Source organism: Actinomyces sp. W5033 (genome assembly GCF_051303165.1).
Genome location: NZ_JBPPGD010000007.1, coordinates 1 through 17,060, shown reverse-complemented (window position 1 = coordinate 17,060; position 17,060 = coordinate 1). Strand labels below are relative to the sequence as shown.

13 protein-coding genes, 1 tRNA gene and 1 pseudogene are annotated in these 17,060 nt (G+C 72.2%); 3 read left to right on the top strand and 12 right to left on the bottom strand.

All coding sequences use genetic code 11. From position 1 onward, the window contains the following. From ACSJJR_RS06105 to ACSJJR_RS06090, 4 genes and pseudogenes are all read right to left on the bottom strand, one after another. Nucleotides 1-725: pseudogene (locus ACSJJR_RS06105) on the bottom strand (hypothetical protein); the annotation flags it as partial. 43 nt (nt 726-768) lie between these two features. Further along, complete coding sequence (locus ACSJJR_RS06100; RefSeq protein ID WP_435942688.1) at nt 769-1,752, bottom strand: ribose-phosphate diphosphokinase; 984 nt, start codon at nt 1,750-1,752, stop codon at nt 769-771. Nucleotides 1,753-1,841: 89 nt separating this feature from the next. After that, nucleotides 1,842-2,858, bottom strand: a complete 1,017-nt coding sequence (locus tag ACSJJR_RS06095; RefSeq protein ID WP_435942687.1) for a bifunctional UDP-N-acetylglucosamine diphosphorylase/glucosamine-1-phosphate N-acetyltransferase GlmU — start codon at nt 2,856-2,858, stop codon at nt 1,842-1,844. A gap of 127 nt (nt 2,859-2,985) precedes the next feature. Continuing rightward, a tRNA-Gln gene (locus ACSJJR_RS06090) sits at nt 2,986-3,057 on the bottom strand. A 75-nt stretch (nt 3,058-3,132) separates the two neighbouring features. On the opposite strand from ACSJJR_RS06090, the gene ACSJJR_RS06085 reads away from it, so the two are divergent. Further along, the gene (locus ACSJJR_RS06085; RefSeq protein WP_435942686.1) at nt 3,133-3,756 is read left to right on the top strand and encodes a TetR/AcrR family transcriptional regulator; all 624 of its coding nucleotides are present in this window, start codon (nt 3,133-3,135) and stop codon (nt 3,754-3,756) included. 76 nt (nt 3,757-3,832) lie between these two features. On the opposite strand, the gene ACSJJR_RS06080 is transcribed toward ACSJJR_RS06085, so the two are convergent. The 7 genes from ACSJJR_RS06080 to metG all read right to left on the bottom strand — a co-directional run bounded on the left by ACSJJR_RS06080 (nt 3,833) and on the right by metG (nt 12,484). Then, nucleotides 3,833-5,725, bottom strand: a complete 1,893-nt coding sequence (locus ACSJJR_RS06080) for an ABC-F family ATP-binding cassette domain-containing protein (protein WP_435942685.1) — start codon at nt 5,723-5,725, stop codon at nt 3,833-3,835. After that, a complete protein-coding gene (locus ACSJJR_RS06075; RefSeq protein WP_435942684.1) occupies nt 5,725-6,693 on the bottom strand; it encodes a GHMP family kinase ATP-binding protein in 969 nt (322 codons plus the stop codon). The genes ACSJJR_RS06080 and ACSJJR_RS06075 overlap by 1 nt, the downstream gene beginning before the upstream one ends. After that, a complete protein-coding gene (gene rsmA / locus ACSJJR_RS06070) occupies nt 6,690-7,649 on the bottom strand; it encodes a 16S rRNA (adenine(1518)-N(6)/adenine(1519)-N(6))-dimethyltransferase RsmA (protein ID WP_435942683.1) in 960 nt (319 codons plus the stop codon). The genes ACSJJR_RS06075 and rsmA overlap by 4 nt, the downstream gene beginning before the upstream one ends. Before the next feature lie 58 nt (nt 7,650-7,707). Further along, a complete protein-coding gene (locus ACSJJR_RS06065) occupies nt 7,708-8,529 on the bottom strand; it encodes a transglycosylase family protein (RefSeq protein WP_435942682.1) in 822 nt (273 codons plus the stop codon). A gap of 118 nt (nt 8,530-8,647) precedes the next feature. Continuing rightward, nucleotides 8,648-9,550, bottom strand: coding sequence for a G5 domain-containing protein (locus tag ACSJJR_RS06060; RefSeq protein WP_435942681.1), 903 nt, complete (start codon nt 9,548-9,550; stop codon nt 8,648-8,650). Between the two features lie 162 nt (nt 9,551-9,712). Beyond that, entirely contained in the window at nt 9,713-10,642 is a 930-nt protein-coding gene (locus tag ACSJJR_RS06055) for a TatD family hydrolase (RefSeq protein WP_435942680.1), read from the bottom strand. Next, a complete protein-coding gene (gene metG, locus ACSJJR_RS06050) occupies nt 10,643-12,484 on the bottom strand; it encodes a methionine--tRNA ligase (protein WP_435942679.1) in 1,842 nt (613 codons plus the stop codon). Nucleotides 12,485-12,689: 205 nt separating this feature from the next. Between metG and ACSJJR_RS06045 the strand changes: the two genes are divergently transcribed. Then, nucleotides 12,690-13,511 (top strand): hypothetical protein, encoded by an 822-nt coding sequence (locus tag ACSJJR_RS06045; RefSeq protein ID WP_435942678.1) that lies wholly within the window; start codon nt 12,690-12,692, stop codon nt 13,509-13,511. Between the two features lie 197 nt (nt 13,512-13,708). Here ACSJJR_RS06045 and rsmI read toward each other — a convergent pair whose 3' ends face one another. After that, the gene (gene rsmI / locus ACSJJR_RS06040; RefSeq protein WP_435942677.1) at nt 13,709-14,788 is read right to left on the bottom strand and encodes a 16S rRNA (cytidine(1402)-2'-O)-methyltransferase; all 1,080 of its coding nucleotides are present in this window, start codon (nt 14,786-14,788) and stop codon (nt 13,709-13,711) included. Nucleotides 14,789-14,824: 36 nt separating this feature from the next. On the opposite strand from rsmI, the gene ACSJJR_RS06035 reads away from it, so the two are divergent. Further along, complete coding sequence (locus ACSJJR_RS06035) at nt 14,825-16,630, top strand: dolichyl-phosphate-mannose--protein mannosyltransferase (RefSeq protein ID WP_435942676.1); 1,806 nt, start codon at nt 14,825-14,827, stop codon at nt 16,628-16,630. Nucleotides 16,631-17,060 lie beyond the last annotated feature (430 nt).

Sequence of the window (17,060 nt, the reverse complement as noted above, 5' to 3'; positions counted from 1 at the left end):
GCCACCAGCACCGAGCCCAGCACACCCAGCACGAGCACGTTCGACGCACCCGTCCTGGCCAGCGGCCTGCCCGGACGCGACGGCGTCGGCGACGGCACCGCGGTCGGAGCCGTAGTCACCACCGACGTCGGCTCCTGAGGATTCTGGTCCACCGACGTCGGGGGCGGAGTCGTCGTCACCACCGGCGCCGGCTCCTGAGGCTTCTGCCCCACCGGGACGGCATTGTTGATCACCTCAGACTGCGTGACCTTGCCGTCCTCAACCGTGAAGGTGCTGGTCTCCACATGGTTCGGTTCCGCCCAGAACTCGGGCTCCCCCCACGTGACGACGGTCGGCGAGACCGTCGAGGTTTCAACGTCCTCACTCAGCGTCACGGTGGTTCCTGCAGGCAAGGGCTTGCCAGGGGTGGGCACGTCCCTGACCACCGTCAAGGTGAACGTACCGGACTTGCCGTTGCTATACAGGGTCCCGGGAGCCGTCCACCCCGGGAACTGGTCGGCCGGACCCGGCAGGACGTAGTCGACCCAGATAGTGAAGGCCGCGTCCTCAGGCACCAGGGGCAGGCCCTCGCCCACCACGCGCATGGTGAGACTGAAGGTGCCGTAGCCCGGCGCCAACGCGGGGCTGGCGACCTCACTCGTGGCCCTCACCGAGGCGACGGCGGGGGCCGGCAGCCCCTGGACCACGAAAAGCAGGGCAGTGACAAGCGCCAGGGCGGTGGCCACAGCCCTGGCCTGCGCGCGTCTGAGCAGCGGGAAGCTCATCGCCTCACACCCCCGCCGACTCAAAGAGCGAGGTCACCGAACCGTCATCGAAGACGGCTCGGATCGCCTGGGCGAGCAGCGGGGCGATCGGCAGGACCGTCAGCTGACCGAAGCGCTTGCTGGGCGGGATCGGCAGCGTGTCCGTCACCACCACCTCACGGGCGCCGCAGGAGGACAGCCTCTCCACCGCCGGGCCGGACAGCACCCCGTGCGTCGCCGCCACAATGACGTCCTTGGCGCCCTGGTCCATAAGCACCTGGACAGCCTTGGCGATGGTGCCGCCCGTGTCGATCATGTCGTCCACCAGCACGCAGGAACGCCCCTTGACCTCACCCACCACACGGTTGGCGACCGACTCGTTGGGGCGCGTGACGTCACGCGTCTTGTGCACAAAGGCCAGCGGGGTGTCGCCCAGGGAGTGCGACCAGCGCTCAGCCACACGGATGCGACCGGCGTCCGGGGAGACCACCGTCGTCGTCGAGGGGTCCACCCGGCTCTTGATGTAGTCCACCAGGACCGGCTGGGCCCACAGGTGGTCCCAGGGGCCGTCGAAGAAGCCCTGCTCCTGGCTCGTGTGCAGGTCCACGCTCATGATGCGGTCCGCACCGGCCGTCTTGTACAGGTCCGCGACCAGGCGCGCGGAGATGGGCTCACGCCCCAGGTGCTTCTTGTCCTGGCGGGCGTAGGGGAAGAAGGGGGCAACCACGCTGATGCGCTTGGCGGAGGCGCGCTTGAGGGCGTCCACCATGATGAGCTGCTCCATGAGCCAGTCGTTGACCCGGTCGCCGTGGGACTGCATGACGAACACGTCGCAGCCGCGCACGGACTCGTTGAAGCGCACGTAGGTCTCACCGTTGGCGAAGTCGTAGGCGGTGGAGGACAAGACCTCCGTGCCGAGCTCGGAGGCGACGGCCGCCGCGAGCTCGGGGTGAGCGCGCCCCGAGACGATGACCAGTCGCTTCTCACCACTCGTGATGATGCCCGTCATGAACTGTGTCCCCTCTTGAGGCCCTAGCGCCCCGGATCGGTTGGGTGTGGGTGGGTGGGTAGGTGGTGGTCTGGTGTCCGTCCCGGGACCTAGCAGTCCTCGCGCGGGCTCCCGTCGAGCCGCGTCAGGGGGGCGACGACAGCGCCCGCTGGCACCTCGACGTCGGTCAGGACGCTGTAGGCGCCGATGCGAGCCCCCTCACCGACCCTCGTGCTCCCTCGCAGGAGGACGCCCTGCTCCAGGCTCACGTCCCGGGCGAGCACCGCCTGCACGTCAACCCACGTGGTGGCCGGGTCCGTGACGCCGACGCCCTCGGCCATCCAGCGGGCCAGGACGCGACGGTTGAGCTCGGCACCGAGGCGGGCGAGCTGGGCGCGGTCGTTGCAGCCCTCCACGAGCCAGTGGTCCGCGACCAGGAGCGCGGAGGCGGACAGGCCCTGCGCGTGGGCGCGGGCGACGACGTCGGTGAGGTAGACCTCGCCCTGGTCGTTGTCAGTGCCCAGGGTGGCCAGGGCCTGGCGCAGCAGGGCGATGTCGAAGACGTAGACACCGGCGTTGACCTCGCGCACGGCGCGCTGGGCCTCAGAGGCGTCACGCTGCTCGACGACGGCGGACACGCTCAGCGCGTCCGCGCCGGGGTCCTCGGTGCGCGCACGCAGCACACGCCCGTAGCCGGTGGGGTCCTCCAGCTCGGTGGTGAGCAGGGTGACGGCGTCACCGCGCTCGGTGTGCTGGGCAACCAGCCTCTCCAGGGTCGCGGTGTCGAGCAGGGGCACGTCACCGCTGGTGACAACCACGCAGCCGGTGAGGGCGTCGGGCAGCGCCGCCAGGCCGCAGGCGACCGCCCGGCCGGTGCCGGGGACCTCGTCCTGGTCCGCCGGCAGGGCGTCGGGGGCGATCTCGGTGAGGTGGGCGACGACGGCGTCACGCTCGTGCCGCACCACCACCACGAGGTGCTCGGGGTCGAGTCCTCGCGCGGCGCTGACGGCGTGGTCGAGCAGGCTCCTGCCGCCAATGCGGTGCAGGACCTTGGGGGTGGTAGACCGCATGCGGGTGCCCTTGCCTGCCGCCATGACGACGACGGCTGCGGGTGTCGTGGAAGCCACGGGTCCTCTTCTCGCTGAGACTGCGGGCACACCGGGACGTGACCCGGCTGCGCGGTGCGGAGCACGCTCATCCTACGTCCTGCGCGGGCCGGCCGCCCCGCCGGGAGATGAGGGCCTGCCCACGCCGCTCCGCCCCCAGGGTTCGAACCCGGGCCTCAAGGCTCCAAAGGCCTGCGTGCTGCCACTACACCAGGGCGGACCGCGCGCCCTCAGGGCCGCGCGACGTCATCCTCTCACAGGCGCGCCCAGGCTCTCAGACGGCATGATGGGCAGCATGGCAGCCAAGGCGAGCAAGCGGACCCGGATGAGTGCGGGTGAGAGGCGCGAACAGCTGATTGACGTCGCCCGCGCCCTCTTCGCGGAGAAGGGATTCGAGGGCACGGCGATCGAGGAGATCGCCTCCCGGGCGAAGGTCTCCAAGCCGGTGGTCTACGAGCACTTCGGCGGCAAGGAGGGCCTCTACGCGGTCATCGTGGACCGCGAGCTCAGCACCATCTCCACCACGGTGACCCAGGCGCTGCGCTCCTCGGAGTCGGCCTCCCTCGTGGTGGAGCGAGCGGCCCTCGCCCTGCTGACGTATATCGAGCAGTCCCCCGACGGCTTCCAGATCCTGTCCTCCTCAGGGGACCGCACGGCGGGCACGTACTCGACCCTGCTGGCGGACGTCGCCATCCAGGTCTCGGGGATCCTCGCCTCCCAGTTCCAGGCGCACGGCATGGACCCGCGCACGGCGCCGCTGTACGCGCAGATGCTCGTGGGGATCGTGTCCTCACCGGCCTGGTGGTGGCTGGAGAACCGGACAATGAGCAAGGAGGAGGTGGCCGCCCACATGGTCAACCTCGCCTGGAACGGGCTGCGGGCCATGGAGGCGCGCCCCCAGCTGCGCGAGGCCGGCTGAGGGCCGGCTGAGGGCCGGCGCAGGTGGCTGGCCCTCAGTGGCCGGGCCTGAGCCACCCGGGCCAGGCCCAGGCGCCTTACTGCTCCAGCAGCTCCGCCGCCTCCAGCCACTCGAGCTCCAGGTCCTCGTGCTCAGCCTGCGCGGCCGCCAGCTCGCGCCCGAGCCCCACGAGCTCACCCACACGTGCGGGATCAGCCGAGACCACCTCCATGCGCGCGTGAAGAACCTCGACCGCCTGGGCCGCCTTGTCCATGCGCCGCTCGACGCGGGCCAGGTTCTTCATGGCCTCGCGCCGCTCGGCACCGCTGAGGACCCCGGTCCCGGCACCGGCAGGGGCCTGGGCCCGCGAGGAGGGTGGTGCGGGGGCACCGGCCTGTGCCTCCAGGGCCTCACGCCGCAGCCCGAGGTACTGCTCGACCCCACCGGGCAGGTCCCTCAGTCCCCCGTCACCCAGCAGGGCCACCTGGTGGTCCGTGACGCGCTCGAGGAGGTAACGATCGTGAGAGACGACGACGAGTGTGCCCGGGAAGGAGTCGAGGATGTCCTCGACCGCCGCGAGCGTGTCCGTGTCAAGGTCGTTCGTCGGCTCGTCCAGCAGCAGCACGTTCGGCTCGGTCATGAGCAGGCGCAAGAGCTGCAGTCGGCGCCGCTCACCGCCGGAGACCTCCCCCACCCTGGTCCAGGCACGCTGGCGGGTGAAGCCCAGGCGCTCGACCAGCTGGGCGGCGCTGAGCTCCTTGCCTCCCACCGTCACGCGCTCGCCCACGGCCGCCACAGCCTCGACCACGCGCAGGTCCGCCAGCGCGTCAAGCTCGTGGGTGGACTGCGACAGCGTCGCCACCTGGACGGTCGTGCCTCGCACCACCCGGCCCTCGGTGGGCTCCTGGACACCTTCGAGCAGGCGCAGGAGGGTGGTCTTGCCCGCACCGTTGACGCCGACAACCCCCACCCGCTCGCCGGGCGCGAGCCTCCACGTGACCCTGCGCAGGACCTCCCGCTGGCCGGCGGGCCTGCCACCAGGGCCCTGCGGCCGGGGGTAGCGGACGGTGACGTCCTCCAGGTCGATGACCTTCTTGCCCAGCCGGGCGGTGGCCATTGCCATGAGCTCGACCGTGTCCCGAGGCGGCGGCACGTCGGCGATCAGCGCCTCGGCGGCGTCGATGCGGAAGCGGGGCTTGGAGGTGCGGGCCGGAGCCCCCCTGCGCAGCCAGGCCAGCTCCTTGCGCAGGAGGTTCTCGCGCTTGTCCGCAGCGACGGCGGCCTGGCGGGCGCGCTCGGCACGGGCGAGGACGTAGGCGGCGTAACCGCCGTCGTAGGTCTCGATACGGCCGGGCACCTGCGGCCGCCCGCCTCCGGGGTCGGCGCCCGGGACCACCTCCCACACGTGCGTGCAGATGGCGTCCAGGAACCAGCGGTCGTGGGTGACGGTGACCAACGCGCCCGTCGAGGCGCGCCGGCCACCGAAGCGGGCGCTGAGGTGCCGGGCGAGCCAGTCCACCCCCTCGACGTCAAGGTGGTTGGTCGGCTCGTCCAGGACGACGACGTCGGCCTCAGCGGTGAGGACGGCGGCGAGGGCGACCCGGCGGCGCTGGCCGCCGGAGAGGGTGGCGACGTCGGCCCCCAGGTCGAGGTCCGCCAGAAGGCCCGCGTGGACGTCGCGCACCGCCGGGTCCGAGGCCCACTCGTGCTCCGGGGTGTCACCGTGGACCGCCTGGCGCACCGTGGTGCCGGGGGTGAGGGCGTCTGCCTGGCACAGCAGGGCGACACGGGTGCCCCCGGCGCGCGTGACACGTCCACCGTCCACCTCGCGGGTGCCGGCGAGGGCGGCCAGCAGCGTGGACTTGCCCGCCCCGTTGGGGCCGAGGACACCGACCCTCGTGCCGTCCTCGATGCCGAGGGTGACGTCATCCAGGAGCATGCGCGAGCCGACGACGACGCGCACCGACTCCAGACCGATGAGGTGCGCCATCAGCCCACCACCCGTGCGCCGGCGACGGGGGCGTCAGCGCGCAGGACGACGCCCAGGAGACCGCTGGCGCTCAGCGCCCGGGTGACGCGTGCGGCGCAGACCGTGTCCGTCACGAGGGCAGCGACGGCGGGGCCGGTTCCGACGACCAGGGCACGCAGCGCCCCGGCCCTCTGCGCGGTGGCGATGACCTCAGCGAGCTCGGGACGAAGGGACACGACGGCCTCCTCAAGGTCGTTGCGCAGGGCGGGGGCCAGGGCGGAGGGGTCGCCGGCGCGCAGGGCGGCGGTGAGCGAGTCCGGCAGCTCGGCGCCGGGCACCTGCCGGCTCCCGACACCGCCCAGCGCGTCATGGCGGGCCAGGGCCTCGGCCGGGTCCAGCCCCCGGGTGGGCACGGCGAGCACCCACTGGTAGGTCCCCCGCGTCATGACCGGGCTCAGCTCCTGCCCGTGCCCGACGGCGCAGGCGCCCGTGAGGGGAAAGGCGGCGCCCTCGCCGAGCCCGGCCGCCAGGGCGCGCAGCTCGGCCTGGGTGAGCCCGGTCCCCCACAGGTGGTTGCAGGCGACGAGGGTCGCAGCTGCCTCGGCAGCACCGGCCCCGAGCCCGCTGTGCGCGGGCACGCGCCTGCGCAGGAGGAGGTCAACGCCCTCGGTGACGCCGACGGCCTCCGCCAGGGCGCTGGCGGCCCGGGCGGCTGGCCCCTGCGGGTCCAGCGGGCCGTCCCCCGGCTCCCCGGGGGTCAGGGTGACGGTGCCGTGGGCGTCGCGGGACTGGCGCCGTGCCGTGACGGTGGTGATGAGCCGGACCGCCTGGTAGACGGTGGTGGCTGAGCCCTCGCCCTCGGGGCCGGCGGCTGCCCGGCTGTGGAACAGGGTGACGCGCCCCGGGGCCTCGACGCGCACGCTCGTGGCCGAGCCTGAGCGGGGGCGCGGGTGGACGTCCGGGCTGGGCACGGCCCTGAGGTGGCTCACTGTCCCTCCTCGCCGGGGTGACTGCCCGGGTCGCAGGGGAGCAGGCAGGCAGCCGCCAGCTGCTCGGCGACGGCCGCGAAGTCGGCCACGTCCAGAGTCTCTCCACGCCTGGCCGGATCGATGCCCGCGGCCCGCAGGGCGTGCTCGGCGGCCTGCGCCCCTCCGGCCAGCGGGGCCAGGGCCTTGCGCAGCGTCTTGCGCCGCTGGGCGAAGGCCGCGTCGATGACGGCGAAGACCTCCTCGCGGCTGGCGCCGGAGGCCGGGGGCTCGCGGCGGGTGAGCTCGACGAGGGCCGAGTCCACGTTGGGCACTGGCCAGAAGACGGTGCGGCCGATGGTGATGGTGCGCCGTGCCTCCGCGTACCAGGCAGCCTTGACGCTGGGCACCCCATAGGTGCGTGAGCCGGGCGGGGCGGCGAGCCGGTCCGCGACCTCCGCCTGGACCATGACTGTGACGCTCTCCAGGGACGGCAGGCTGCCCAGCAGCGTCAGGAGCACCGGGACGGCGACGTTGTAGGGCAGGTTGGCCACGAGCCGGGTGGGCGGCGCCTCCCCGTCTAACAGCCCCAGCGCCTGTGGGCCGTCGATCGTCAGCGCGTCCGCCGTGACCACGCTCAGACGCCCGGCCGCCCCGGGCATCCGGGAGGCCACCGTGACCGGCAGCGCCCGCGCCAGCAGCGGGTCGATCTCAACGGCGACCACGCGAGCCCCGGTCTCCAGGAGCGCCAGGGTGAGGGAGCCCAGGCCCGGCCCGACCTCAAGGACCGTCTGCCCCTCACACACGCCTGCCGAGCGCACGATGCGCCGCACGGTGCCGGCGTCATGGACGAAGTTCTGCCCCAGGGCCTTGGTGGGACGCACCCCCAGGGCCTCGGCCAGGCCACGCACGTCCTGCAGACCGAGCAGGCCGGTGGGCTGCGCGCCTGCGCCTGGGTCGTTCACGTGGAGATGCGACATGGGGCCAGCGTAACGGGAGCCTGCGACGCACTCGCGCCTGCGAGCACCCGGGCAGGGGTCAGAGCAGACCGAGCGTGGCGGCGCAGTGGGGCCACTGTCCCCAGCCCGAACGCGCCTGGAGCTGTTGGGCGAGGGCCAGCTGCGTCTCATAGCTGTTCTCGTGCGGCAGGCCCGTGCCGCCCAGGGACCGCCAGGTCTGCGGGGAGAACTGGAAGGCGCCGTACAAGCCGTTGCCGGTGTTGATCGCGGGGTTGCCGCCGGACTCGCACTGAGCCAGGCGCCACCACACCGAGCCGTCATCGACCGCGGTGGTGGTGGTCGCCGTCGTCCCGGCGGAGCCACCCGAGCCGGAGGCCGTGCCTGTGCGTGCCGTGCCGACGAGCACCACCTCATCGACGCGCGGGGTGAGCACGACGCTGGAGACCGCCTCACGCGAGACCTCCACACCGCCCTGCGTCACCACCTGGTACGTGGTGCGCACCATGCCGTCCACACCAGCGGTCCGCACCTCGGTAGTGCCTGCCTCCATGGAGTCAGACTCCTGCTCCACCGTGGCGTGGGGGTCGGTGACGTCCTGCGTGACCGTCTCGATGACGACCTGCTCCGTGGAGACGTCGAAGGCCGCAGCAGTGGCACCGGTGCGGCCAGCATCGGCGTCGAGGCGGGTCTGTGCCTGTGCCAGCGGGGCCGTCCCTGTGCCCAGGACCGCCGCGTAGGCGCCGCCGGAGACGGCAAGCGCCAGGGTCGCGGCCACCGCCCCCGCGCGCAGCAGGGCGGCCGCCCGGGGCGCCGGGCCCTCAGCGCCGCGGTGCGCACCATCCCGCCTGGGCAGGTGGTTCAGCGCCCTGGGGGCGTCGTCGGGGTTCCGGTGCCGTGCCACGTGAGCGATCCTTCCGTCGGCTTGCCTCAACGTAACGGAGCCCGGTCAGGGGCGGCAATGGAGCAGGTCACGTCCTCGGGCCCCGGGCGCCGCGCGGGCAGGGTCCAGGCTGCGCGGCTCAGTACCAGCCGACTGAGTTCGAGTGGGCCCAGGCGTTGCACGGGGTGCCGTATCTGCCCTCGATGTACTGCAGGCCCCAGGCGATCTGCGTCACCGGGTTCGTCGCCCAGTCCGCGGCCACCGAGCCCATCTTCGAGCCCGGCAGGGCCTGCGGGATGCCGTAAGCGCCCGAGGAGGTGTTCTGGGCCCGGTAGCTCCAGCTCGACTCCCGCTGCCACAGGCTCACGAGGCACTGGAACTGCGTGCTGTCCCAGCCGTGAGAGGACATCATCGCCTGGGCGACCGCTTGTGCCGAGGCGGGCGTCGTGCCGTCCCCGGCGACCGCGATGGCGGCCTGCTCCGGCGTCCCCGTGCCCACGAGGACGACCTCCTCGACCGGGGCGGTGACGACGGCGGTGGAGACCGCCTCACGTGAGACCTCCACACCGCCCTTGCTCACCACCTCGTAGGTGACGCGGGCCAGGCCATCCACACCCGCGGTCGCGACCTCACGCTGACCGGAGACCAGGGCGTCGGTGCTCCGCTCGACGGTGGTGTGCGCCAGCACCTGCTCCTCGGTGACCGTGGTGACGGTGACGCCGTCACCCGCCACGGCCAGGCCTGTGGTCTGGCCGTGCGCACCGGTGGAACCGATGGGCTGCAGCCGCGCCCGGGTCTCGGTCAGGGGCCGCACGTCAGTGGCGCCGGCCTGGACGGCGGCGTAGGCGCCGCCGGAGACCACCAGGGCGAGCGCGGCCGCGGCACCGGAGGCACGCAGCACGGCCGGGGAGGTGCGCGTGCGCGCTCGGGCGCCGCGGTGCGCGGGCGAGCCTGAGGCGCCCCGGCTCAGGCCACGACGGGCCAGGGCCCCGAGCTCGGACAGGGTCGTGGCGGCGGAGCTGGTCTCAGAGTGTCGTCCCACGTCTGATGTTCCTCACTGTCGGCAGGGTGCCGATGACGGTAGACGAGCCCACCACGGCTTGGCAATGTCCCCAGTCACACCGACTGTGGTCACGCCGGCTGTGGCCGCGCCGCTGACAGCCGCCCGGGCCTGCCGGTCCGGGCCACCGGCGTCGGCCCAGCATCACCAGACGCCGTAGACCTCCCGGGTGCTGCGCTCCAGACGCTCGCACATGGTGGCCTCATCCAGACCGCGCAGGGCAGCGAGGAAACGCACGGTCTGCCCCATGAGGTAGCCGGCGTTGGGCCTGCCCCGCCACGGCTTGGGCGGAAGGTAGGGCGCGTCCGTCTCCACCAGCAGCAGCTCCAGCGGCATCGCACCGACCGCCGCCCGGAGCCCGTCGTTGGCCGGGTAGGTGACCGGTCCGGCGACGGAGGCGTACCAGCCGTGCTCGGCGCACACGGCCGCCAGCTCGGGACCGCCGGAGAAGCAGTGCAGGACGGTGCGCTCCGGGGCGCCGTCGGCGAGCAGGACCTCGACGCACTCGGCGTGGGCGTCGCGGTCATGGATCTGCAGGGGCAGGCCCACCTCCTTGGCCAGCGCGATATGCGCCCGGAAGGCCTCCCGCTGCACGGCGGCGCCCCGATGTCCCGTACGGAAGAAGTCCAGACCGGTCTCACCGACGGCCACCACCGCGTCCGGGCTTCGACGCACCAGGGTCTCGAGCCGGGACATGGCCTCGTCCAGGGGCTCGGCGTGGTGGTCGCGCACGGCCGGCTCCAGTCCGTCCGGGCCGGTCTCACGCACTCCCGCGTGCAGCACCGCCTCGTTGGGGTGGACGGCCAGGGCCACCCGGACCCCGGGCAGGGTGCGCGCCAGGGCGATGCTGCCCTCCCAGGCCGGGGTCTCACAGGCGGAGGTGATCGTCCGGGTGACACCGACGGCGACGGCACGCTCAACAAGCTCAGCCGCCGTCAGCGGCTCCTGCGAGCCTGGCCCGGTGTGCTCCAGGCCCGGCACCGGGAGGTGGGTGTGGTTGTCGGTGACCGGCAGCGCGAGCGGGGCGACGGCGTCGGCGCTCGGCCACGAGCGGTCGCGGTGCCTGCGGCTCACTCAGGCACCGGTGACGTCGTCGGGACGCGACTGCGAGTAGCGGGCCAGCTCCTCCTCGACGATCGCCTCGTCCAGCTTGACGAAGACCGGGGAGGGCTTGCCCACCGGCGTGCCGACCACCACCTCATGACGCCCCCATGTGGGCGCCTGGGTGTAGTCGCCGGTGATGACCGGGTAGCCGGTACGGCCCGCGAAGTCCTCAGGCAGGACCTCGGGGTCGAGCTCGTCCACCTCCTCGATGCGCGGCATGGGGGCGATCTCGCCCGCACCACCGAGGACGCGGTTGACGTCGTTGGCGGCGTGGGGCAGGAAGGGCGAGAGCATGAGGTTGAGGTCCGTGACCACCTGAGCGAGCGTGTGCAGGATCGTGGCCAGGCGGGGCAGCTGCTCGGGCGCCTTGAGCTTGAAGGGCTCGGTGTCCGCCACGTACTTGTTGGCCTCGCCCACGAGGCGCATGGCCTCGGTCAGGGCCGCCTTCTGGCGGTGGTGGCGGATGAGGTCACCGACCGTGGCGAAGCCCGCCTCGACGGAGTCCAGCAGCGCCCGGTCGATCTCCTCCAGCTGCGCCGGGGCGGGGACCTCTCCGAAACGCTTGTGGATCATCGAGGCCGTGCGGTTGACGAGGTTGCCCCAGCCCGCGACCAGCTCTCCGTTGGTGCGGCGGACAAACTCCGCCCATGTGAAGTCCGCGTCTGCCGTCTCCGGCCCAGCGGCGCTGATGAAGTAGCGCAGCGCGTCCGCCTGGTAACGGGCGAGGAAGTCACGCACGTAGATGACGATGCCGTGGCTGGAGGAGAACTTGCGGCCCTCCATCGTGAGGAACTCGCTTGAGACGACCTCCGTGGGCAGGTTGAGGACCCCCAGGTCGCCGGCGCTGCCTCCACGCTGTCCCTGGCCGTTGTAGCCCAGGAGCTCGGCCGGCCAGATCTGGGAGTGGAAGACGATGTTGTCCTTGCCCATGAAGTAGTAGGACAGGGCCTCCGGGTTGTTCCACCACTGGCGCCAGGCCTCGGGGTCCCCCGTGCGCCGGGCCCACTCGATCGAGGCCGAGAGGTAGCCGATGACGGCGTCGAACCACACGTACAGGCGCTTGGAGGGCTGGTCCTCCCAGCCCGGCACCGGGATACCCCAGTCGATGTCGCGCGTCATGGCGCGCGGGCGGATCTCCTCCAGGATGTTCTTGGAGAAGCGGATGACGTTGGGCCGCCAGGTGCCCGAGGCCTCGCGCTCGTCCAGCCAGGTGCCCAGGGCCTCGGCGAGGGCAGGCAGGTCGAGGAACCAGTGGTTTGACTCGACGAACTCGGGGGTCTCGCCGTTGATGCGCGAGCGGGGGTCGATGAGGTCGGTGGGGTCGAGCTGGTTGCCGCAGGTGTCGCACTGGTCCCCCCGGGCGCCGGGCGCGGAGCAGATAGGGCAGGTGCCCTCGATGTAGCGGTCCGGCAGGGTCCGGCCGGTCGAGGGGCTGATGGCGGAGCGGGTGACCTGCTCGACCATGTAGCCGTTGTCACGCACCGTGCGGAACATGTCCTGCACGACGGCGTAGTGGTTGGAGGCCGTGGTGCGGGTGAAGAGGTCGTAGGACAGGCCCAGGGCCACGAGGTCCTCGACGATGAGCCGGTTGTTGCGGTCAGCGAGCTCGCGGGCGCTGACGCCCTCGGCGTCGGCCGCCACGAGGATGGGGGTGCCGTGCTCGTCCGTGCCGGAGACCATGAGGACGTCGTGGCCCGCCATTCGCATGTAGCGCGAGAAGACGTCGGAGGGGACGCCGAAGCCGGCGACGTGACCGATGTGGCGGGGGCCGTTGGCGTAGGGCCAGGCGACCGCGGAGAGGATGTGGCTCATGGGGGCAGCCTATCCGCTCCCTCCGACACGTCCCGACGTGGGACGGCTCGCACAGACGGCGTCGGCAGGTGCGGGCGCCAGGGCCCGCGCCCCGGCCCCTGGCGCCGTATCCTGGCCACGTCATGGGCACACCCCCCGCTCCGCGGCGTGGCGTGCCACCACGCACCTGTGCGGGTCGCCCCCGCCACGACCGTAGAGGAACGTCATGTCCCAGGTCCCCCCCTCCTCAGGATCGCCCTACGGCCAGGCCCCTTACGGCCAGCCCTACGGCCAGGACACCCCGGGCGCGAGCCCGTACACGACGCCTAGCGCCTCCTCGGCACCCGGCGCCTACCCTCCCGCCGACCTCGGAGGCTACGGCCAGACCTCCGCGCCGCAGGCTCCGGCCTACGGCACCCCGGGCTACCCGTCAGGGCCCGCCTACCCGGCGGCGCCCGCTTACGGCAGCCCCGTCACCTATGGCGCGGGGCCGGCGCCCCAGGTGCGCTCCACCACAGGCCCGAAGGTTCTCCTGACGGTGGGCCTCATCGCGCTGATCGGCTCCATCATCACCTTCGCCATCTCGACGACGGCGGTCTTCAACGTCGCCGGGTCCCTGTCGGTGCTCCCGGGCAACGGCTCGGCCACGGCAACCCTGGACAGTGCCGACGTCTACGGCATCTACTCAGCCGGCCTCGCCACCTGCGAGGTGACCTCCTCCAGCGGCGACTCCGTGGACATCACCCCGATCGCGCGAAGTGAGTCCACCGAGGTTGACGGCAACCCGCTCATCGGCATCTTCACGCCCCCGACGAGCGGCGACTACACCGTCACCTGCCAGACCAACTCAACCAAGCCCGTCTACCTCGGCAGGGCCGCCAACGGCAGCAACATGCTCGCCAGCGGTATGGGGATCCTCGTCTCGCTCCTGCTGGGCGTGCCCTCCGTGGTCCTCACCCTGGCCGGGGCCATCTGGTGGGGCACGCGCCGCTCCCACAACAAGAAGGCGCAGGCTGCTGCGGGAGGCTACCCCGGGGCGCAGTTCTAAACCCGCCCGCCGGCACGCGAGCACCTCTGCACCCCATCCCCCTCCTCACCTCAATCACCTCGCCCACGCGAGTTCGGGGCTGAGGATCCGAGGTCGGTCCCTGAGACACCGACCTCGGATCCTCAGCCCCGAACTCGTCAGCACAGCATCAGCCTCGTCAGTACAGCATCACAGCGACCTCAACCCGGCGGGCGCTGTCACCGGCGGCTCTTACCCGGCAGCCCCCGCAGAGACAGGGCCGCACGGTAGACCTCGTTGGGGCGCAACCCCGCCGCCTGCGCAACCTGGGCGGCCGCAGCCTTGAGCCGCATCCCGTCGTCGGCCAGCGCCACGGCCTCACGCGCCGCCTCGTGCGGGTCTGCCGCCACGGGCTGGGCACCGGCGACGACCAGCACGATCTCCCCCAGCACCTCACCGTCGGTGGAGGCGACCAGCTCCCCCAGCGTGGCCCGACGCACCTCCTCATGGGTCTTCGTCAGCTCTCGGCACAAGGCCGCCCGCCGCCCGGCGCCGAGCAGCTGAGCCATCGTCGTCAGGCTCTGGTGGACGCGGCGCGGGGACTCGAAGAACACCATGGTGCGCCGCTCCTCGGCCAGCGCCTCGAGAGCACGCCTTCGCTCACCTGCCTTCCGGGGCAGGAAGCCCTCGAAGCAGAAGCGGTCACTGGCCAGACCGGACAGGGCCAGGGCCGTGAGCACGGCTGAGGGACCGGGGGCGACGGTGACGGGAACACCGGCCTTGGTGGCGGCGACGACAAGCCGGTAGCCGGGGTCGGAGACCGAGGGCATCCCGGCGTCGGAGACCATGAGGACGCTGTTGCCCGCCCGGGCGGCCTCGATGAGCTCGGCGGCGCGCTCGCGCTCGTTGTGCTCGTGAAAGGCGAGGATCCTGCCGCTGACGTGCAGCCCGAGCCGTTGGGCGAGGTTGAGCAGCCGCCGGGTGTCCTCGGCAGCGACGACGTCGGCGTGCGCCAAGGCGGCTCGCAGGCGCGCCGAGGCGTCTCCCACGTGGCCGATGGGGGTGGCGGCCAGCGTGATGACGCCGGGGCGGGGATCGTCCGCGTGAGGCGGACGCGGTTGCTCACCGCAGGGCGCGCCCCCGCCGTCGGGAAGCGGGATCCCGCCGTCGGACGGTGTGGTGGGGACCGGGCTGCCCCCCTCGGGCGCCCCGCAGGCCTCGCCAGGGACAGACCGCCCCGGCTCCTCGGGATCACAGGACCCGGCGCTGCGGGCGGGGTCGTCGTCGGCGCGCACGGACTCTGACGGGGCATGGGTCATGCTCTCAGTATGGCCGTTCCCCTTAGACTCGCCGCCGTGAGCCCTGACCCCAGCACTGTCTCTCACGACGACGCCGACGCCACCCCAGCGACACCTCCTGCGTCTGCCGACGCCACCCGCACCGAGGAGCGTCTGCGCGAGATGCTCGGGCTCGAGCCGCTCGGCTGGAGCGTGACCCCTGCAGTGCGCCTGCGCGGGTGGGTGGCGAGCGGCGTGGTCACTGCCGTGGCCGCCCTCACGCGTCTCATCGGGATCGGCCACCCCTCGGGGCTGATGTTCGACGAGATCTACTACGTCAAGGACGCCTACGCCCTGTGGCACAACGGCTACGAGTCCGTGTGGGCCGAGGGCTCCGACCAGCTCTTCGCGCAGGGTGACGTCTCTGGTCTCACGACGCAGCCCTCCTTCATCGTCCACCCCCAGCTCGGCAAGTGGCTCATCGGGATCGGCATGCAGCTCTTCGGCCAGGACAGTGCCGTCGGGTGGCGCCTCATGCCCGCTGTCGCCGGCATCCTCACCGTCCTCCTCCTCGCCCGGCTCACGATGCGCCTGACGCACTCCCCACTGCTCGCCGGGCTCGCAGGCCTGCTGCTCGCCCTCGACGGGGTGGGGATCACAGAGTCACGCATCGCCCTGCTCGACGTCTTCATCGGCTTGTTTGGGCTGCTGTCCGTCTACCTGCTCGTCAGGGACCGCGAGTGGTTCCGTTCCCGCCTCGCCCGAGACCTGGCAGGCACCGCGCCCGGGGGGTGGGCGCCGATCCCGTTCCTGCGGCCCTGGCTGCTCGCGGCGGGGCTGGCTGCTGGGCTCACCTGCTCCATCAAGTGGTCCGGCGCCTACCTGCTCGCCGCCATGGGCGTCATGGTGGTGGTCTGGGACCTCACCGCCCTGCGGCGGGTCAACGCCCGCTCCTGGCTTGCCGACGGATTGCTGCACCGCGGGATGCTTGACTTCCTCCACCTGGTCCCGACGGCTTTCGTCGTGTACGTGGCGAGCTGGTGGTCCTGGTTCGCCCACGGCGCGGCCTACAAGCACGGGTGGGCCGCCGCCCAGCGGGCCGCCGGGACGCCGGCGCACACGTGGCTGCCCGACCCCCTCAGCGACCTGCTTGAGTACCACCTGTCCATGTACAGCTTCCACGTGGGTCTCGACTCCGAGCACCCGTATATGGCCAAGCCAAGCGGATGGCTCGTGCAGTGGAGGCCGACCTCCTTCTTCTGGCCCTCTGAGGAGGCCATCGGCTCGGCGGGCTGCGGCGGTGGGCGGTGCGTGCAGGCGATCACCTCCATCGGGAACATCCCCGTGTGGTGGGCTGCGGTTCCCGCTCTGGTCTTCGGCGTCGTCGTGCTCGCCGGGGTGCGCAGGGACTGGCGGGTGTGGGTCGCGCTCGTCGGCTACGTGGGCCTGTACCTGCCGTGGTTCTTCTACTGGGACCGGACCATCTTCACCTTCTACACGGTGGCCTTCGTGCCCTACGTGGTGCTCGTGCTCGTGCTGGCCCTGGGGGCCGCCACCGGCGTGCTGCGTCCCGTGCCCGGGTCTGCCCAGGCACGTGAGGAGCAAGAGCTCCTCGCCGCAGGCGTCATTGGGCCCGGCATGCCGCCGATTACCGGGGCAGTGTCCCGCTACCTCGGATTTGTGGAGCATAAGCCGAGTCGCGGCTTGCCCGAGGCCTGGACCGGTGTCCCCGTGTGGCGGACCCACACCAACGGCTATGTCCTCGTCGGTGGCATCGTCCTCGCCGCCGTGGTCTTCGCGGCTCTGTGGTGGCCCATCTGGACGGGCCAAACGGTGTCCTACGAGTTCTGGCGCTGGCACATGCTGTTCACCAGCTGGATCTGAGGCCCGCCGGCGCGCTGGCCGGCGAAGCAGCACGGTGGCCAGCCCCGGCACGAGCAGTCGGCTGGCATACCCCTTCAGCATGTCTCAAGCCGTTGCACCACCCAGCTTGAGCGGTGCCGGTGGTGCATCAACCGGCTTGAGCCGCCTCGATGGCGCGGTCCGGATGCTCTCGGCCGGCGACGGCGCCAGCAGCGGGCACGACGCTGCCACCCGGCGGGCGGCACGAAAGTCTCAAGGGACATCGGCGCACCGAGCCGACTCACGCCCTGCCTCTGACACACGGGTACCGGGTCGATCGCCCAGCGGCGCACGAGCGCCCCACAGCTTGCGTGCCAGCCGTCAAGGTGTGTCGTTGTCTGGGTCGGGTGCTGGACGGATGACGGTGTCCGGGTCGGGTGCTGGACGGACGACGGTGCTGTCGCCGCGTGAC